Consider the following 14,751-nt stretch of genomic DNA (forward strand, 5'->3'; position numbering starts at 1 on the left):
CGTCATCCGCCCTTATTGTCCCTGTGACTCGCGGGTACGCTTGGTGGGTTGGCAGTCGTGACTGCGACGCCCGATCTGCTCGACGGCCCTCGCGCCGCTTAACCCAAGGAGTGCCCCGTGAAGCGGGTTGTTTCCATCGCTGCCGCCGTCGCTATGACGGCCGGCCTCGCCGCCTGTGGTTCGAACGACAAGTCCGCCGGCGGTTCCGGCAACGGTTCCTCGGGTTCCGAGTTCAAGGCCGCCATCGCCTTCGACGTGGGCGGTCGTGGTGACCACTCCTTCAACGACGCCTCGTACGCGGGTATGGAAGCGGCGAAGAAGAAGATCCCGAACCTCAAGATCACGACCGCCGAGGCCGGCGAGGGTGAGAACGACCAGGCTCGCGAGAACCGTCTCAGCCAGCTCGCAGCGTCGGGCAACAAGGCGATCGTCGCGGTCGGCTTCGTCTACGCCAAGTCCATCGGCACCGTCGCCAAGAAGTACCCGAACGTGAAGTTCGCCATCATCGACGACGCGTCGCCCGACTCCAAGGGCACGAACGTCGAGCAGATCACCTTCAAGGAGCACGAGGCGTCCTACCTCGCCGGCGTCGCCGCCGCGAAGATGAGCAAGACGGGCCACATCGGCTTCGTCGGTGGCGTCAACGTTCCGCTGATCCAGAAGTTCGAGGCCGGTTACTTCGCGGGCGCCAAGCACGCCAACCCGAAGATCAAGATCGACAAGACGTACCTCACGCCGGCCGGTGACTTCAGCGGCTTCGCTGCTCCGGACAAGGGCAAGGCCTCGGCCAACTCGATGTTCCAGAAGGGCGCCGACATCGTCTACGCCGCTGCCGGCAAGTCGGGTGACGGCGTCATCCAGGCCGCGCACTCCGCGGGCAAGTGGGCCATCGGTGTCGACTCCGACCAGGCCCTGACGGCCGACAAGTCCGTCGCCGGCTCGGTGCTCACCTCCGCCATGAAGAACTGCTCCGGCACGGTCGAGGACTTCGTGGGCTCCGTCAAGGACGACAAGTTCTCCGGCGGCAACAAGGAGTTCGGCCTCAAGGAGGACGGCGTCTCGCTGGCCACGACGGGCAACCACCTGTCGGCCGAGGCGAAGAAGGCTGTCGACGACGCCAAGAAGGAGATCGTCGACGGCAAGGTCAAGGTTTCCCCGACCCCGTCCAAGTAGTTCCACACCGGCTCAAGGTCCGGCATGCGGGTATCCTGCGTGCCGGACCTTGACGGTTTGACCAGGAGTGTGCGTCATCGACACCACCGACACCCCCGAAGCGCCCACCGGCGTGAGCGGCATCGCCGTCGCCGATGTGACGGCGCCCCCGAGCGGGGCCCTCGCCGTCGACCTCGACGGCATCACGAAGCGATTCCCCGGCGTCGTCGCCAACAAGGACCTGCACCTGCAGGTCGAGCGCGGCACGATCCACGCCATCGTCGGCGAGAACGGTGCCGGTAAGTCGACGCTCATGAAGATCCTTTACGGCGTGCAGAAGCCGGACGAAGGCACGATCCGCATCAACGGCGACGAGGTCTCCTTCTCCTCGCCGAAGGACGCCATCAAGGCCGGCGTCGGCATGGTGTTCCAGCACTTCATGCTGGCCGACAACCTCACGGTGCTCGAGAACGTCGTCCTCGGCGCCGAGAAGCTGCACGGCATCGGCTCCAAGGCCCGTGACGAGATCAAGCGCATCTCCGACGCCTACGGCCTCGGCGTGCGCCCCGAGATGATGGTCGCCGACCTCGGCGTCGGCGCCCGCCAGCGCGTGGAGATCCTCAAGGTTCTCTACCGCGGCGCCAAGATCCTCATCCTCGACGAGCCCACGGCCGTGCTCGTGCCGCAGGAGGTCGACGAACTCTTCGGCAACCTCAAGGAGATGAAGTCCGAGGGCCTCACCGTCCTGTTCATCTCGCACAAGCTCGACGAGGTGCGCGGCGTCGCCGACGACATCACCGTCATCCGCCGCGGTACGACGATCGACCGCGTCAAGAGCTCGTCGGTGACGAGCAAACAGCTCGCCGAGCTCATGGTCGGTTCGCAGCTGCCGACGCCCGAGACGCAGGAGTCGACGGTCACCGACCGCGTCGTCATGCAGATCACCGACGTCACGCTCGCCGATCCGGCCGGTGGCCCCGCGCTGCTGTCCGACCTCGACCTCACGATCCACGCCGGTGAGGTGCTCGGTATTGCAGGTGTCGAGGGCAACGGCCAGGCCGAGCTCGTCGAGACGATCCTCGGCATGCGCCGCGCGGACGCCGGCACCGTCGTCGTCGAGAACGACGACATCACGGCGTGGCCCACGCGTCGCATCCGTGAGAACGGCATCGGCTACATCCCCGAGGACCGTCACCGCCACGCCCTGCTTCTCGGCGCGTCGCTGTGGGAGAACCGCATGCTCGGCCACCAGCGTCAGGAGCCGGCGAGCAAGGGCTGGCGCCTCACGCCCAAGGCCGCGAAGGACGACACGCAGCGCATCGTCGAGGCCTACGACGTGCGTACGCCGAGCATCGACGTCACCGCCGGTTCGCTCTCGGGTGGTAACCAGCAGAAGCTCATCTTCGGCCGCGAGATGTCGCACGCCCCGCGCGTGCTCGTCGCCGCCCACCCCACCCGTGGTGTCGACGTCGGCGCCCAATCAGCGATCTGGGACCACATCAAGGACGCCCGCCGCGAGGGTCTCGCCGTGCTCCTCATCTCCGCGGACCTCGACGAGCTCATCGGTCTGTCCGACACGATCCGCGTCATCCTGCGCGGCAAGCTCTCGGGTGAGTTCGACCCCAAGACCGTCACCGCCGAGCAGCTCGGTGCCGCCATGACGGGCGCCAACACCCCCGAGAACGCCACCACCGTCGATGCGCAGGAGGAAGCTGCACGATGAACTCCACGCTCCGAAGGATCGGCGTGGCTGTCGCTGCGCCGTTGCTCGCCATCGCGATCGCGGTCGTTCTGACCTCGATCGTCCTGCTCGCCCTCGGCAACGCCGTCGGGCCGGTCTGGCAGGTCTTCCTGTCGACGCCGATGCAGGGCGTCGCCGAGGCCATCGTCAACGACGCCGCCGTCCTCTACCTCTCCGGTATCGCCGTGGCCATCGGCTTCCGGATGAACCTGTTCAACATCGGCGTCGACGGCCAGTACCGCGTCGCTGCCTTCGCGGCCGCGCTCTTCGCCGGCCAGGGCTGGCTGCCCGGCTTCCTCAACGTCATCGGTGCCCTCGTGCTCGCGATGCTCGTCGGTGCCGCCTGGGCCGGCATCATCGCGGTGCTCAAGGTGACGCGCGGCGTCTCCGAGGTCATCAGCTCGATCATGCTCAACTCGATCGCCACCGGCGTCGTCTCCTGGCTGCTGTTCAAGGTCGCCGACAAGCAGGAGGGCTCGAACGCGACGAACACGAAGAACATCCCGGAGAGCTCGCACGTTCCGGCGCTCGCGCAGACCGCCACGGGCCAGATCTTCGGTCTGACGATCCTCGCCGTGCTCATCGGCATCGCCTACTGGTACGTCATCAACCACACACGCTTCGGCTTCGACCTGCGCGCGACGGGCTCGTCCGAGTCGGCCGCCGTCGCCTCCGGTGTGAGCGTCAAGAAGATGACGATCACCGCGATGCTGCTCTCGGGCGCCGTTGCGGGCCTCGTGGGTATGCCGCAGCTGTTCGGTCAGGACTTCAACTACGGCTCCAACAGCCAGACGGGCCTCGGCTTCGCCGGCATCGCCGTCGCGCTCATCGGCCGTAACCACCCGATCGGCATCGGCTTCGGCGCGCTGCTGTGGGCCTACCTCAACGGTCAGTCGAACGCGCTACAGATCAACGCCGGCGTCAACGCCTCGCTCGTCAACATCATCCAGGGCGTCATGGTGCTCGCCGTCGTCATCGCGTACGAACTCGTGCGTCGTTGGGACAAGCGCATCGAGGCTCGACGTGTCGCCGCCGAACTCGCCGCAGGCAAGACCGCAGGAGCCACCGCATGAGCACCGTCGCTGCCACCGCAACCCAGCCGAAGCGGACGCTCGGGCTGCCGCGCAAGGCGCTCCTTCCGCTCGCGCTCGTCGCCGTCGTTCTCGGCCTGTCGATCCTTCGCGTCGCCACCGGCGTCAACGACATCGACTCCTCGAACGCCATCTCTGCGGCCCTCGTGGCCGCTGTGCCGCTGGCCCTCGCCGGTCTCGGTGGTCTGTGGTCCGAGCGGGCCGGTGTGGTCAACATCGGTCTCGAGGGCATGATGATCATGGGCTCGTGGAGCGCTGCCTTCGCGGCCTACCACTACGGCCCGTGGGCCGGCGTGCTCGGCGGCATCCTCGGCGGCATGCTCTTCGGCCTGCTCCACGCCATCGCCACCGTGTTCTTCGGCGTCGACCACATCGTCTCCGGTGTGGCCATCAACCTGCTCGGTGCGGGCCTGACGAAGTTCCTCGCCGAGCGCTTCTTCTCCGAACTGCCCGGCGGTGGCCCCACCCAGAGCCCGAGCCTGCCGGACGTCGCGAGCGTCACCCTTCCCGGGTCGAGCGCTCTCGTCGACATCGAGAAGAACCACTGGTTCCTCGTCTCCGATGTCGCCGGCATCCTCGCCGGTCTGACGAAGGACGTCTCGCTGCTCACGCTGCTCGCCATCGGCCTCGTCATCGGCACGATCTTCGTCCTGTGGAAGACCTCGTTCGGTCTGCGTCTGCGCAGCTGTGGTGAGGCCCCGCAGGCGGCCGAGACCCTCGGCGTCAACGTGTACCTCTACAAGACGATCGCGGTCGTCGTCTCCGGTGGTCTCGCCGGTCTCGGTGGTGGCTTCCTCGCGATGGTCGCCTCCGACGGGTTCCAGCAGGGCCAGACGGGTGGCCGCGGCTACATCGGTCTGGCCGCGATGATCTTCGGTAACTGGATGCCGATCGGTACCGCCCTCGGCGCGCTGCTCTTCGGTTACACCCAGGCGCTCCAGCTGCGCGGTGGCGACCAGGTGCACGCGCTGCTGCTCCTCGTGGGTGCGGGCGTCCTCGTCGGTGCCGTGTGGATGGCGGTCAAGAAGCGCGTGCTTCACGCCGTCATCCTCGCCGTTGCCGGTGTGCTCGTGCTCATGTGGTACTTCGGATCGAACACGATCGATCCGAACCTCACGGCCACAGCGCCGTACGTCGTCACACTCCTCGTCATGGCGTTCGCCAGCCAACACCTGCGGATGCCGGCTGCTGACGGCGCCATCTACCGCAAGGGCGAAGCAGGGTGAGCGACAACGCTTCCGCGACGGCCTCGACCGGGCAGAGCCCCCGTCCCTCGGTGGACTGGGAGCTCCTGCGCGGCGAGGCCGTCGCCGTCTGCGCCAGGGCGTACGTGCCGTACTCCCGGTTCCCGGTCGGCGTGGCCGCGCTCACGACGCGCGGTCGCATCCTCACCGGCTGCAACGTCGAGAACGCCGCCTACGGCGTCGTCCTGTGTGCCGAGTGCGGCCTCGTCTCGTCGCTCTACGGCACGGGCGAGTCCCGCGGTGACGGCCCGGTGCTCGACCACGAGGCGGAGCGCGAACTGCTCGTCGCCCTCTCGTGCGTCGACGGCAACGGTACGCCCATCACGCCGTGCGGCCGATGCCGTCAGCTGCTCTTCGAGCACGCGAGCCCCGACATGCTCATCGAGATGGACGGTGGGCCGCCGCTGCCGCTCACCGACCTCCTTCCCCACGCGTTCGGCGCCCCCAACCTGGGTGCCGTCGCCACCGCAGCAGCGACCCTGAAAGGTGATTCATGACCCCCGCGAACTCCACGCACGAAGCGTTCGACGCCGTCGACCTCATCCGCACCAAGCGTGACTCCGGAACCCTCTCGAACGACGAGATCGACTGGATGATCGACGCCTACACGCGTGGTGCGGTCGCCGACGAGCAGATGGCCGCCATGGCGATGGCGATCCTGCTCAACGGCATGTCGCGCGAGGAGATCGCCCGCTGGACGAAGGCGATGATCGCCTCCGGTCAGCGCATGGACTTCTCGTCGCTGTCCGTGCCGACGGCCGACAAGCACTCCACCGGCGGCGTCGGTGACAAGATCACGTTGCCGCTGGCGCCGCTCGTCGCGGTCTTCGACGTCGCCGTCCCGCAGCTCTCGGGCCGCGGCCTCGGCCACACCGGCGGCACGCTCGACAAGATGGAGTCCATCGCCGGGTGGCGGGCCTCCCTGACGAATGCCGAGATGATGCGTCAGCTCGAGCGCGTCGGCGCCGTCGTCTGCGCAGCCGGTGACGGCCTCGCGCCGGCCGACAAGAAGCTCTACGCGCTGCGCGACGTCACCGGCACGGTGGAGGCGATCCCGCTCATCGCCAGCTCGATCATGAGCAAGAAGATCGCCGAGGGCACAGGTGCGCTCGTGCTCGACGTCAAGGTCGGCTCCGGTGCCTTCATGAAGAATGAGGAGAACGCGCGCGAGCTCGCGCGCACCATGGTCGACCTCGGCACGGACGCGGGCGTCAACACCGTCGCGCTGCTCACCGACATGTCGACGCCGCTCGGCCTCACCGCAGGCAACGCCCTGGAGGTGCGCGAGTCGGTCGAGGTGCTCGCCGGTGGCGGCCCCAAGGATGTCGTCGACCTCACCGTGGCGCTCGCTGTCGAGATGCTCGCGGCGGCCGGTCGCCCACAGGACGAGGACGCGGTGCGCAAGGCGCTCACCGACGGCCGGGCCATGACGAAGTGGCGCGCGATGCTCGGCGCTCAGGGCGGTGACCCCGAGGCGACGCTGCCCACCGCGAAGGAAACGCACGTCATCACGGCACCGTCGTCCGGTGTGCTGACGAAGCTCGACGCCCTCGCCGTCGGCGTCAGCGCGTGGCGCCTCGGCGCCGGGCGTGCGCGCAAGGAGGACCCGGTGCAGGCGGGCGCCGGTATCGAGATGCACGCGAAACCGGGCGACCACGTCACGGCGGGCCAGCCGCTGCTCACGCTCCACACCGACACTCCGGAGCGCTTCGACCGCGCCGTCGCGGCGCTCGAGGGCGGCTACGAGATCTCGGCGAACAGCGGTGACTTCACGCCGCGCGACATCGTGCTGGAGCGCATCAGCTGACGCTGCTCGCCGGCTACGTTGGTTGCGGTTGGTGACGGTGCACCGTCACCAACCGCAGTAAACGCAGCCACTCAGGGGGACGCCGCTTCGCCCGTCTCCACGGTGGCGTCGCGTGGCAAGTGGGACCGCCGCGGAGCACTAGGCTGACCGCATGCCTGAACTCCTCACCACGCCGGTGCGCATTCCCGTACCCGGCGGCAAGATCATCGACGAACACGTGGGCGTCGCGTCCACCGGCGAGCGCGCGGTCTCCGTGGCTCACATGAAGGCGCCTGCCGGGTGGGACGAGCCGGCGCAGACGCCCCAGTTCGACGAGGTGACGCTCGTGCTCGCTGGTCAGGTGCGCGTCGAGCACGAGGGCGGCACGCTCGAGGTCGAGGCCGGCCAGAGCGTCGTCACTCGCGCGGGGGAGCGCGTTCGCTACACCGTCGGCCCCGACGGCGCCGAGTACGTTGCCGTCTGCCTGCCGGCGTTCACGCCCGAAACGGTTGGCCGCGAGGACGAAGGAACGAACGCATGAGCGACGAGACCACGAAGAGCACCCTGAGGGAGGACGTCATCGCGCGGCTGCCGAAGGTCGTTCTCCACGACCACCTCGACGGCGGCGTGCGCCCGGCCACGGTGCTCGAACTCGCCCGTGAGACCGATTACGACGCCCTGCCCGCCGCCGACGAGGCATCGCTCGCCGCGTGGTTCCGCGACAGCGCGGACTCCGGTTCGCTCGAGCGCTACCTCGAGACGTTCGCGCACACCGTCGGCGTCATGCAGACGCGCGAGGCCATCGAGCGCGTGGCCCGAGAGTGCGCCCTCGACCACGCGAACGACGGCGTCGTCTACGCCGAGGTGCGCTTCGCGCCCGAACTGCACATCGAACAGGGACTCGGTCTCGACGAGGTCGTCGACGCAGTGCTGGCCGGCTTCGAGGCCGGTGCCCGCGAGTCCGAGAGCCAGGGACGCCCGATCGTGATGCGCGCCCTGCTCACCGCGATGCGTCACGCGGCCAAGAGCGTCGAGATCGCCGAGCTGGCCGTCGCCTACCGTGACAAGGGTGTCGTCGGCTTCGACATCGCCGGCGCCGAAGCCGGCTTCCCTCCCACACGCCACCTCGACGCCTTCGAGTACCTGCGCCGCGAGAACGCCCACTTCACGATTCACGCCGGTGAGGCGTTCGGTCTGCCGAGCATCTGGGAGGCCATTCAGTACTGCGGCGCCGAGCGGCTCGGCCACGGCGTGCGCATCACCGACGACATCAGCGTGGACGGCGTGGAGTACGGCGAACTCGACGAACCGGCACGTGCCGCGCTCCCGGCCCGCGTGCGCGCGGGGGAGGCCGACGTCCGCCTCGGCCGCCTCGCCGCGTTCGTGCGTGACCGCCGCATCGCGCTGGAGGTCTGCCCCCGCTCGAACCTCCAGACGGGCGCTGCTTTCTCGCTGCGTTCGCACCCGATCTCACTGCTGCTCGCGCTGGGCTTCCGCGTCGCACTGAGCACCGACAACCGCCTCATGAGCGACACGTCGATGACGAAGGAGATGACGGGCCTCGTCCGCGAGGCGGGCTGGACGCTGGCCGACCTCGAGAAGGTCACCGTCAACGCGATGAAGTCCGCGTTTGTGGGCTTCGACGAGCGACTCGACATCATCATGACCGTGATCAAGCCGGCCTACGCCGTGGCACGCGGCCAGGGCTGACGACCGCACGAACACGACGGCCCGTTTCCCCTCAAGGGGAAACGGGCCGTCGTTCGCGTTTCAGACGGGTCAGCGTCCGAGGACGGAGCGCCTGATGCGCGCGTCGCGTTCGATGCGGCGGGCGTCGGCGTCGCGACGCAGGACGCTGATGGCGACGAGAACGGCGAAGGGGTCGTGGCCCGGCGGGGGAGGCGGCGTCACATGCGGGAGGACCTCGCGCAGCGTCTGCGTCACAACGGCGTTGAACGCCGGGGTACGCATGACGTGCTGTTGGCGCACGAGGAAGGCCATCCGTGCCGCGAGGTCCTGCGGTAGCGGGCTGACGACGGCGGGGGAGTCGGCCCACGCCGCGAGTTGCCTCGGCATCTGGGCGGGCGGCGGTAGCGTGAGTCCTCGGGTTTCACGCACGACGTAGGTACCGGCCGCGAGGTCGCCGAGTCGCCTCGCGCGGCTCGTCAGCGTGGCCGTGATGAGAGCGACCATGCCTGCGGTGCCGATGATCTCGACGAAGCCCACGAAGCTGCGGACGAGAGCGTGACGGAACGAGATGGCGCCACCGTCGGTGCGCACGACCCGCATGCCGAGAATGAGTTTTCCAAGGCTACGCCCGAGCGTGAGGGTCTCGACCACCGTCGGCAGGAGCACGAAGGAGGTCACGAGGACGACGATGCTCCACCCTGCTCGGACCGCATCCGAGGCGGTGCCGACCAGCTTCAGCGCGGCCCAGTTGAGGCAGAAGAAGGTCACCGCCCACACGATGAGGTCGATGATCACGCCGAGAATGCGCATGCCGACGCCGGCCGGGGGCAGGTCGAGAGCGACCGCATCACCGGTGATCTGCGCCGGGCCGGTGAGATCCCGCAGCGGGCGCAGTTCCCGATCGTCGACGTGTGCCACGCGAACAGGTTACTGGCCGCAGCCGGTGCGTAGAGTACGAGCGTGGATGTGGAAGCCGTTGTCGCAGCGCACCGCGAGGAGTGGGCCCGTCTCGACGAACTCGGGCGCAAACGGCGCCTGACTGGCACCGAGGCCGAGGAGATGCTCGACCTCTACCAGCGCGCGGCGTCACACCTCTCGCTCGTGCAGTCCACGTCGGCCGATCCCGTTCTCACGCAGTACCTCTCGACGATCATCGCCCGTGCCCGGGTGAAGTCCTCGCGCGACTTCCGGGCCGATCCGGGGGCGTTCGCCCGCTTCTTCCTCGAGACGTTTCCGGCCATCTGCTACCGCGCCTGGCGCTGGTGGGCCGGCGTCGGCGTCGCCTTCGTCGTGCTGACGGCGCTCGTGGCCTGGTGGACGGCGACGCACCCCGCGTTCGTCTCGAGCGTCCTCAGCCCGGAGGAGATCTCGCAGCTGACGCGGCACGACTTCGAGGACTACTACTCCTCCTACGCGGCCCAAGACTTCGCGTTCCGGGTCTGGACGAACAACGCGTGGGTCGCGGCCCTGTGCATCACCCTCGGCGCCCTCGGTTTTCCCATTCCGCTCCTGCTGTGGTCGAACATCGTCAACACGGGCGTCTCCGCTGGCCTCATGGCCTCCGACGACCGGCTCTCGCTGTTCTTCGGCCTCATCCTGCCCCACGGCATGCTCGAACTGACGTCGATCTTCGTCGCCGCCGGCATCGGTCTGCGCGGCTTCTGGTCGTGGATCGAACCGGGCCCCCGCTCGCGCGCCGACGCGTTCGCGGCGGAGATGCGCACGGCGTTCACTGCGGCGATGGGCCTCGTCGCCGTTCTGGCGCTGTGCGGCTTCATCGAGGCCTTCGTCACGCCGTCCGGGCTGCCCACGCCGGTGCGCCTGCTCATCGGCTTCACGGCGTGGTGTTCTTTCATCGCGTACGTCGTCATCCTCGGTCGCCGCGCGGTGGCGGCCGGTGTGACGGGTGACGTCGACGCCCGCCTGCGTGAGGACGAACTCGTCGCCGGCTGACCGGCGCTACAGGCGGCCCTCGCGCTTGAGGACGAGGTAGTGGTCGGCGAGGGCCGGCGCGAGGCGCTCGGGTGGTTCGTGCAGCACCGAGATGCCGTGACGTTCCAACGCCGCGCGCATCGTCGTCGTGCGGTGCCGGAGTCGTTCGGCGGCCGCGGCTCCGTAGACGTCGCGCACGTTGTCGCGCTTCGCCGCGATGGCGCCCACCTCCGGATCGGCCACGGAGGCGATGACGACCCGGGTCTCGCGGGCCAGAGCCGGAAGCAGCGGAACGAGGGATTCCTCGACCGCGGCGGGTTCGAACGGCGTGACGATGACGAGCAACGAGCCGCGGCGCGCGTCGGCAGTGGCTTCCTGCACGAGGCGTGACCAGTCGGGTTCGACGAGGCGTGACTCGAGCGGAGCCATGGCGAGCATCATGCGCCGCACCGCCTCATTGCGACCGCTCGTCGGCGGGACGTGCGCGAGAACAGCACGGTCGCCTGCCGTCCATTCGACGTTGTCGCCGGCGTGACCGGCCAGAGCGGCCAGGAGGAGGCAGGCCTCCATGCCGGCGTCGAGGCGTGTGGTGTCGGCGAGGCGCCCTGCGCTGAGCCGCCCGGTGTCGAGCAGGATCGAGACGCGGCGATCGCGTTCGGGCCGCCACGTCCGGACGACGGGAGCGCGGCGTCGTGCCGTGGCCCTCCAGTCGATGCTGCGCACGTCGTCGCCGCGAACGTAGTCGCGCAGCGAGTCGAACTCGCTGCCGCTGCCGGGAGCGCGCACCAGCGAGCGTCCCTCGATCTCGCGAAGCTGCACGAGACGACTCGGCAGGTGGGCGCGTGAACTGAAGGCGGGCAGCACGCGCACCAGGCCGGGTTCGTCGAGGCGCGTCTGGCGACCGGCCAACCGGAGCGGACCGGCCGAGCGCACCGTGATGGCGTCGTTCGGGCGCATTCCGCGCCGCGTGGGGAGCAGGTGAACGACGTGGTCGACGCTCGCGCCGGGGGCGAGGTTCAACACGCTACGGTCGTCCTGGGCGCCGGCTCCGGGCGACCAGACGTCGCGAACGGCGCCCCGGAACGTACGCGACGTCGGGTTGGTCACGACGAGGTGCGAGACGGTTTCCTCGCCGAGACGAACGCCATCGGGCTGGCGACGCTCGAACTGCAACGACGACGGCCGCGGCGCCAGGAGGACGTCGAGGCCGGCGAGGAGCGCCACGACGACGAACCACACGAGGACGAGTTGCGTCGAGGGCACGACGAACACGACGAGGCAGACCGCGGCCATTGCGGCGACTGCGGGCCATCTCAGATACACGGCTTACCTCCTCACGGGATCGTTGTGGTCAGTGGGACGTCGGGGTGTTGGGGGCAGGGCCTCAGCGCGGGACGGCCACCGACCTCACGGCCTGGTCGAGCACCTGCGCGGCGTTGAGGCCGTCCATCTCGGCCTCGGAGCGCAGCACGATGCGGTGGGCGAGTGTCACCTGCGCGAGGCTGCGCACGTCGTCCGGGGTGACGAAGTCGCGGCCGCTCAGCCACGCCCACGCCCGCGAGACGGCCATGAGGGCGGTGGAGCCGCGTGGACTCACGCCGAGCTGGACTGCGGCAGAGCCGCGCGTGGCCCGGGCAAGGTCGACGATGTACGCAGCCACGTCGGCGTCCAAGCGCACCGACTCGACGGCGCGCGACGCGGCCTCGAGGTGAGCGGGCGTCGCCACGGCACGCAGGTCGGCCGACTGCATGCGCCGCGGGTCGAAGCCCTGTGCATGACGGCGGACGATCTCGATCTCGGCGTCGCGCTCCGGTACGGGCAGCGTGATGCGCATGAGGAAGCGGTCGAGCTGCGCTTCGGGCAGCGTGTAGGTGCCCTCGAACTCGACGGGGTTCTGGGTTGCCGCGACGAGGAACGGCGTCGGCAGAGCGTACGTCCGCCCGTCGACCGAGACCTGACGCTCCGCCATCGCCTCGAGCAGCGCGGCCTGCGTCTTGGGAGGCGTGCGGTTGATCTCGTCGGCGAGCAGGAGGTTGGTGAAGACCGGCCCCTCGCGGAACTCGAAGGCCGACGTTCCCGCGTCGTAGAGCATCGAGCCGGTGATGTCGCTCGGCATGAGGTCGGGCGTGAACTGCACGCGCTTGGAGTCGACCGACAACGCCTCGGCGAGCGAACGTACGAGGAGTGTTTTCGCGACACCGGGCACGCCCTCGAGCAGCACGTGCCCCCGCGCGAGGAGCGCCACGAGCAGCGCCGACACCGCGGCGTCCTGCCCGACGACGGCCTTGGCCACCTCACGGCGCACCTCGTCGAGCGCGGCCCGGGCCTCCTGCGCCGACGGGAGGTCGGGCGACGGGCTCGTCGAGCGCTGACTCTCATCGTCGTGCGAACGCGGCAGCACGTGACGGGCCTCGTCGTGGCTGGGACGGGGTGCTTCGCTCATCGCAGGATCTCCTTCTCGAGGCGGTCGAGTTCTCGGGCGAGCTCGACGAGGGCCTTGTCGTTCTCGGGCGTCGGGCCGGTGAGCCACTCCGCCAGGTCATGAGGAACGTTTGACGCCGTAACGCCGTCGGCGTCCGCTGCAGCTGCTCCGCGAGCTCGCAGGGCGTCCGCGACGAGGTCGGGGGAGCGACGTCCCTGCGACAGACCGAGGCCGGCTCCGACGCGGGAGGCGGTGCCGTCGCGTAGGGCGCTCGCGGCCGAATCCCGTGCTGACGAGCGGCGGTAGAGGGAGGCAAGGGCCCGTGTCGATTCGACGGCCTTGACCGTCACCGGCATGGGCTCGAGCGCGAGTAGGCCGAAGCGTCGCCCGCGCAGGACGACGAGGAAGAGCACCGACAGCCCGATCGCCCACGTGAGCGGCGTCTTCCAGGCGGGCCAGTCGAGGCCGGTCTGCTCGCCGGTTGCACCGTTCCACGTCGAGATCCACACCATGCGCCGGCGCTCACCGAGGCTGGTCAGAGCCTGGCGGGCGTTGTCGCCGTCGTCGACGGACGCGTTCGTCAGCAGCGTGGGGTCGTTGAGGGCGACGATCTTCTTGCCGTCCCCGGCCGAGGCGGCGTAGACGGGCCCGTTCTCCGACTCGTCGGCCTCCTGGTCGAACAGCGACTCCCGCAGGCTGTCGCTGGGGTCGACGACGACGAGGGTGCCGGCCGTGCGGGCCGACGCGAGGAAGTCCTGCCGCTCGTCGTGCGGAATGAGGAACTCGTCGGTCAGCAAGACCGTCGTCTCGTCGCCGGTGTTGCCACGACGCAGCTCGTCGAGGTTCCCGGCTCGGTCGACGGCAACCCCGTGCTGCTCCAGGACGCGCGCAACGGCCTGAGCTCCGTGAGGCGAGGGGTTGTCCGGGTCGAGCGGGGTGTTCGTGTGCGGGCGCGCCGTCATGACGAGCAGGACGAGGAGAAGGACGCTCAGCGTGAGCACACCAACGATCAACCCGTTGGGCCGGCGCTTCATCGCGCGGCTCCGCTCGGACTGGGGGCTTCGCGTACGAGAGCCTCGAGAGCGAGGACGTCGTCGACCTGCGCGGTCGTCGGCGTGTGGTGGCCGTAGCGCACCGACTCGAATGCGTGGCTTGCCTCGGGCACCCCGAACGACGGCTCCTGAACGTCCCGACGGCGCAGCGCGTCGCGCAGGACGTGCGTGACGTCCCCGACCGTCGTCGCGTCGTCGAGAAGGAGCATGCCGCCGTCCTCGGCCCGCACGACGAGCGCACGGTAGGCAGCGAGCAGCGCCGCAGCGTCGTCACGCCCGCGCAGTTCGCGGGCCCGGGCGAGGTAGTCACCTGCCTCGAGGCGGGCCGCGTCGAAGACGGTGGCCGAACGCTTGTGCCTCGCGTCCTTCTCGACGCGCGCACTGGGGCGATGCCGACGCCACGACACGACGAAGAGCGTGACGAGGACGGCGAGGAGGACGACGGCGATCAGCCACGCGGGGATCGAGACACCACCGACATCGACGCCGCCTCCGAAGTGCTCGGACAGCCATTTCATGATGCGTTCGATGAGCGACGGGTTGTCCTGATACTCCGGCTTCGCCAACTCCTCGGACAGCCAGCGGCGCGCCGTCGGGCTGTCAGGGGTGAGGGGAGGCGAGTCGGCCATCGTGCACGTCCGC

Annotated in this window: 14 protein-coding genes; 9 read left to right on the forward strand and 5 right to left on the reverse strand. The window is 69.3% G+C overall.

Going from position 1 to position 14,751, the window contains the following annotated elements; all coding sequences use genetic code 11:
• Positions 1–117: 117 nt before the first annotated feature.
• From K9D12_RS02585 to K9D12_RS02620, 8 genes are all read left to right on the forward strand, one after another.
• Positions 118–1,173, forward strand: a complete 1,056-nt coding sequence (locus tag K9D12_RS02585) for a BMP family protein (RefSeq protein WP_047311849.1) — start codon at positions 118–120, stop codon at positions 1,171–1,173.
• A gap of 67 nt (positions 1,174–1,240) precedes the next feature.
• The gene (locus K9D12_RS02590) at positions 1,241–2,875 is read left to right on the forward strand and encodes an ABC transporter ATP-binding protein (protein WP_223059408.1); all 1,635 of its coding nucleotides are present in this window, start codon (positions 1,241–1,243) and stop codon (positions 2,873–2,875) included.
• Positions 2,872–3,966 carry an ABC transporter permease gene (locus K9D12_RS02595; RefSeq protein ID WP_223059409.1) on the forward strand — a complete coding sequence of 365 codons (1,095 nt, stop codon included), beginning with the start codon at positions 2,872–2,874 and terminating at the stop codon, positions 3,964–3,966. Before K9D12_RS02590 ends, K9D12_RS02595 begins: the two co-directional genes overlap by 4 nt.
• Positions 3,963–5,210, forward strand: a complete 1,248-nt coding sequence (locus K9D12_RS02600; RefSeq protein WP_187034331.1) for an ABC transporter permease — start codon at positions 3,963–3,965, stop codon at positions 5,208–5,210. The genes K9D12_RS02595 and K9D12_RS02600 overlap by 4 nt, the downstream gene beginning before the upstream one ends.
• A complete protein-coding gene (locus tag K9D12_RS02605) occupies positions 5,207–5,725 on the forward strand; it encodes a cytidine deaminase (protein ID WP_255464704.1) in 519 nt (172 codons plus the stop codon). Before K9D12_RS02600 ends, K9D12_RS02605 begins: the two co-directional genes overlap by 4 nt.
• Positions 5,722–7,035 (forward strand): thymidine phosphorylase, encoded by a 1,314-nt coding sequence (locus K9D12_RS02610; protein WP_223059410.1) that lies wholly within the window; start codon positions 5,722–5,724, stop codon positions 7,033–7,035. Before K9D12_RS02605 ends, K9D12_RS02610 begins: the two co-directional genes overlap by 4 nt.
• A gap of 151 nt (positions 7,036–7,186) precedes the next feature.
• The gene (locus tag K9D12_RS02615; protein WP_223059411.1) at positions 7,187–7,555 is read left to right on the forward strand and encodes a cupin; all 369 of its coding nucleotides are present in this window, start codon (positions 7,187–7,189) and stop codon (positions 7,553–7,555) included.
• Complete coding sequence (locus tag K9D12_RS02620) at positions 7,552–8,724, forward strand: adenosine deaminase (RefSeq protein ID WP_223059412.1); 1,173 nt, start codon at positions 7,552–7,554, stop codon at positions 8,722–8,724. Before K9D12_RS02615 ends, K9D12_RS02620 begins: the two co-directional genes overlap by 4 nt.
• Before the next feature lie 69 nt (positions 8,725–8,793).
• Here K9D12_RS02620 and K9D12_RS02625 read toward each other — a convergent pair whose 3' ends face one another.
• The gene (locus tag K9D12_RS02625) at positions 8,794–9,621 is read right to left on the reverse strand and encodes an RDD family protein (RefSeq protein ID WP_223059413.1); all 828 of its coding nucleotides are present in this window, start codon (positions 9,619–9,621) and stop codon (positions 8,794–8,796) included.
• A 42-nt stretch (positions 9,622–9,663) separates the two neighbouring features.
• Here K9D12_RS02625 and K9D12_RS02630 point away from each other — a divergent pair, with 42 nt between their 5' ends.
• Positions 9,664–10,656 (forward strand): stage II sporulation protein M, encoded by a 993-nt coding sequence (locus K9D12_RS02630; protein WP_047311857.1) that lies wholly within the window; start codon positions 9,664–9,666, stop codon positions 10,654–10,656.
• 6 nt (positions 10,657–10,662) lie between these two features.
• On the opposite strand, the gene K9D12_RS02635 is transcribed toward K9D12_RS02630, so the two are convergent.
• The 4 genes from K9D12_RS02635 to K9D12_RS02650 all read right to left on the reverse strand — a co-directional run bounded on the left by K9D12_RS02635 (position 10,663) and on the right by K9D12_RS02650 (position 14,738).
• Positions 10,663–11,958 carry a DUF58 domain-containing protein gene (locus tag K9D12_RS02635; protein WP_370633441.1) on the reverse strand — a complete coding sequence of 432 codons (1,296 nt, stop codon included), beginning with the start codon at positions 11,956–11,958 and terminating at the stop codon, positions 10,663–10,665.
• Positions 11,959–12,019: 61 nt separating this feature from the next.
• Entirely contained in the window at positions 12,020–13,078 is a 1,059-nt protein-coding gene (locus tag K9D12_RS02640; protein WP_223059414.1) for a MoxR family ATPase, read from the reverse strand.
• Positions 13,075–14,091: a DUF4350 domain-containing protein gene (locus tag K9D12_RS02645; RefSeq protein ID WP_223059415.1), complete on the reverse strand. Its 1,017-nt coding sequence runs from the start codon at positions 14,089–14,091 to the stop codon at positions 13,075–13,077. The genes K9D12_RS02640 and K9D12_RS02645 overlap by 4 nt, the downstream gene beginning before the upstream one ends.
• Positions 14,088–14,738 carry a hypothetical protein gene (locus K9D12_RS02650; protein WP_187034343.1) on the reverse strand — a complete coding sequence of 217 codons (651 nt, stop codon included), beginning with the start codon at positions 14,736–14,738 and terminating at the stop codon, positions 14,088–14,090. Before K9D12_RS02650 ends, K9D12_RS02645 begins: the two co-directional genes overlap by 4 nt.
• Positions 14,739–14,751: the final 13 nt, after the last annotated feature.

Source organism: Dermacoccus sp. Tok2021 (assembly GCF_019895135.1).
Classification (GTDB): Bacteria; Actinomycetota; Actinomycetes; order Actinomycetales; family Dermatophilaceae; genus Dermacoccus; species Dermacoccus abyssi.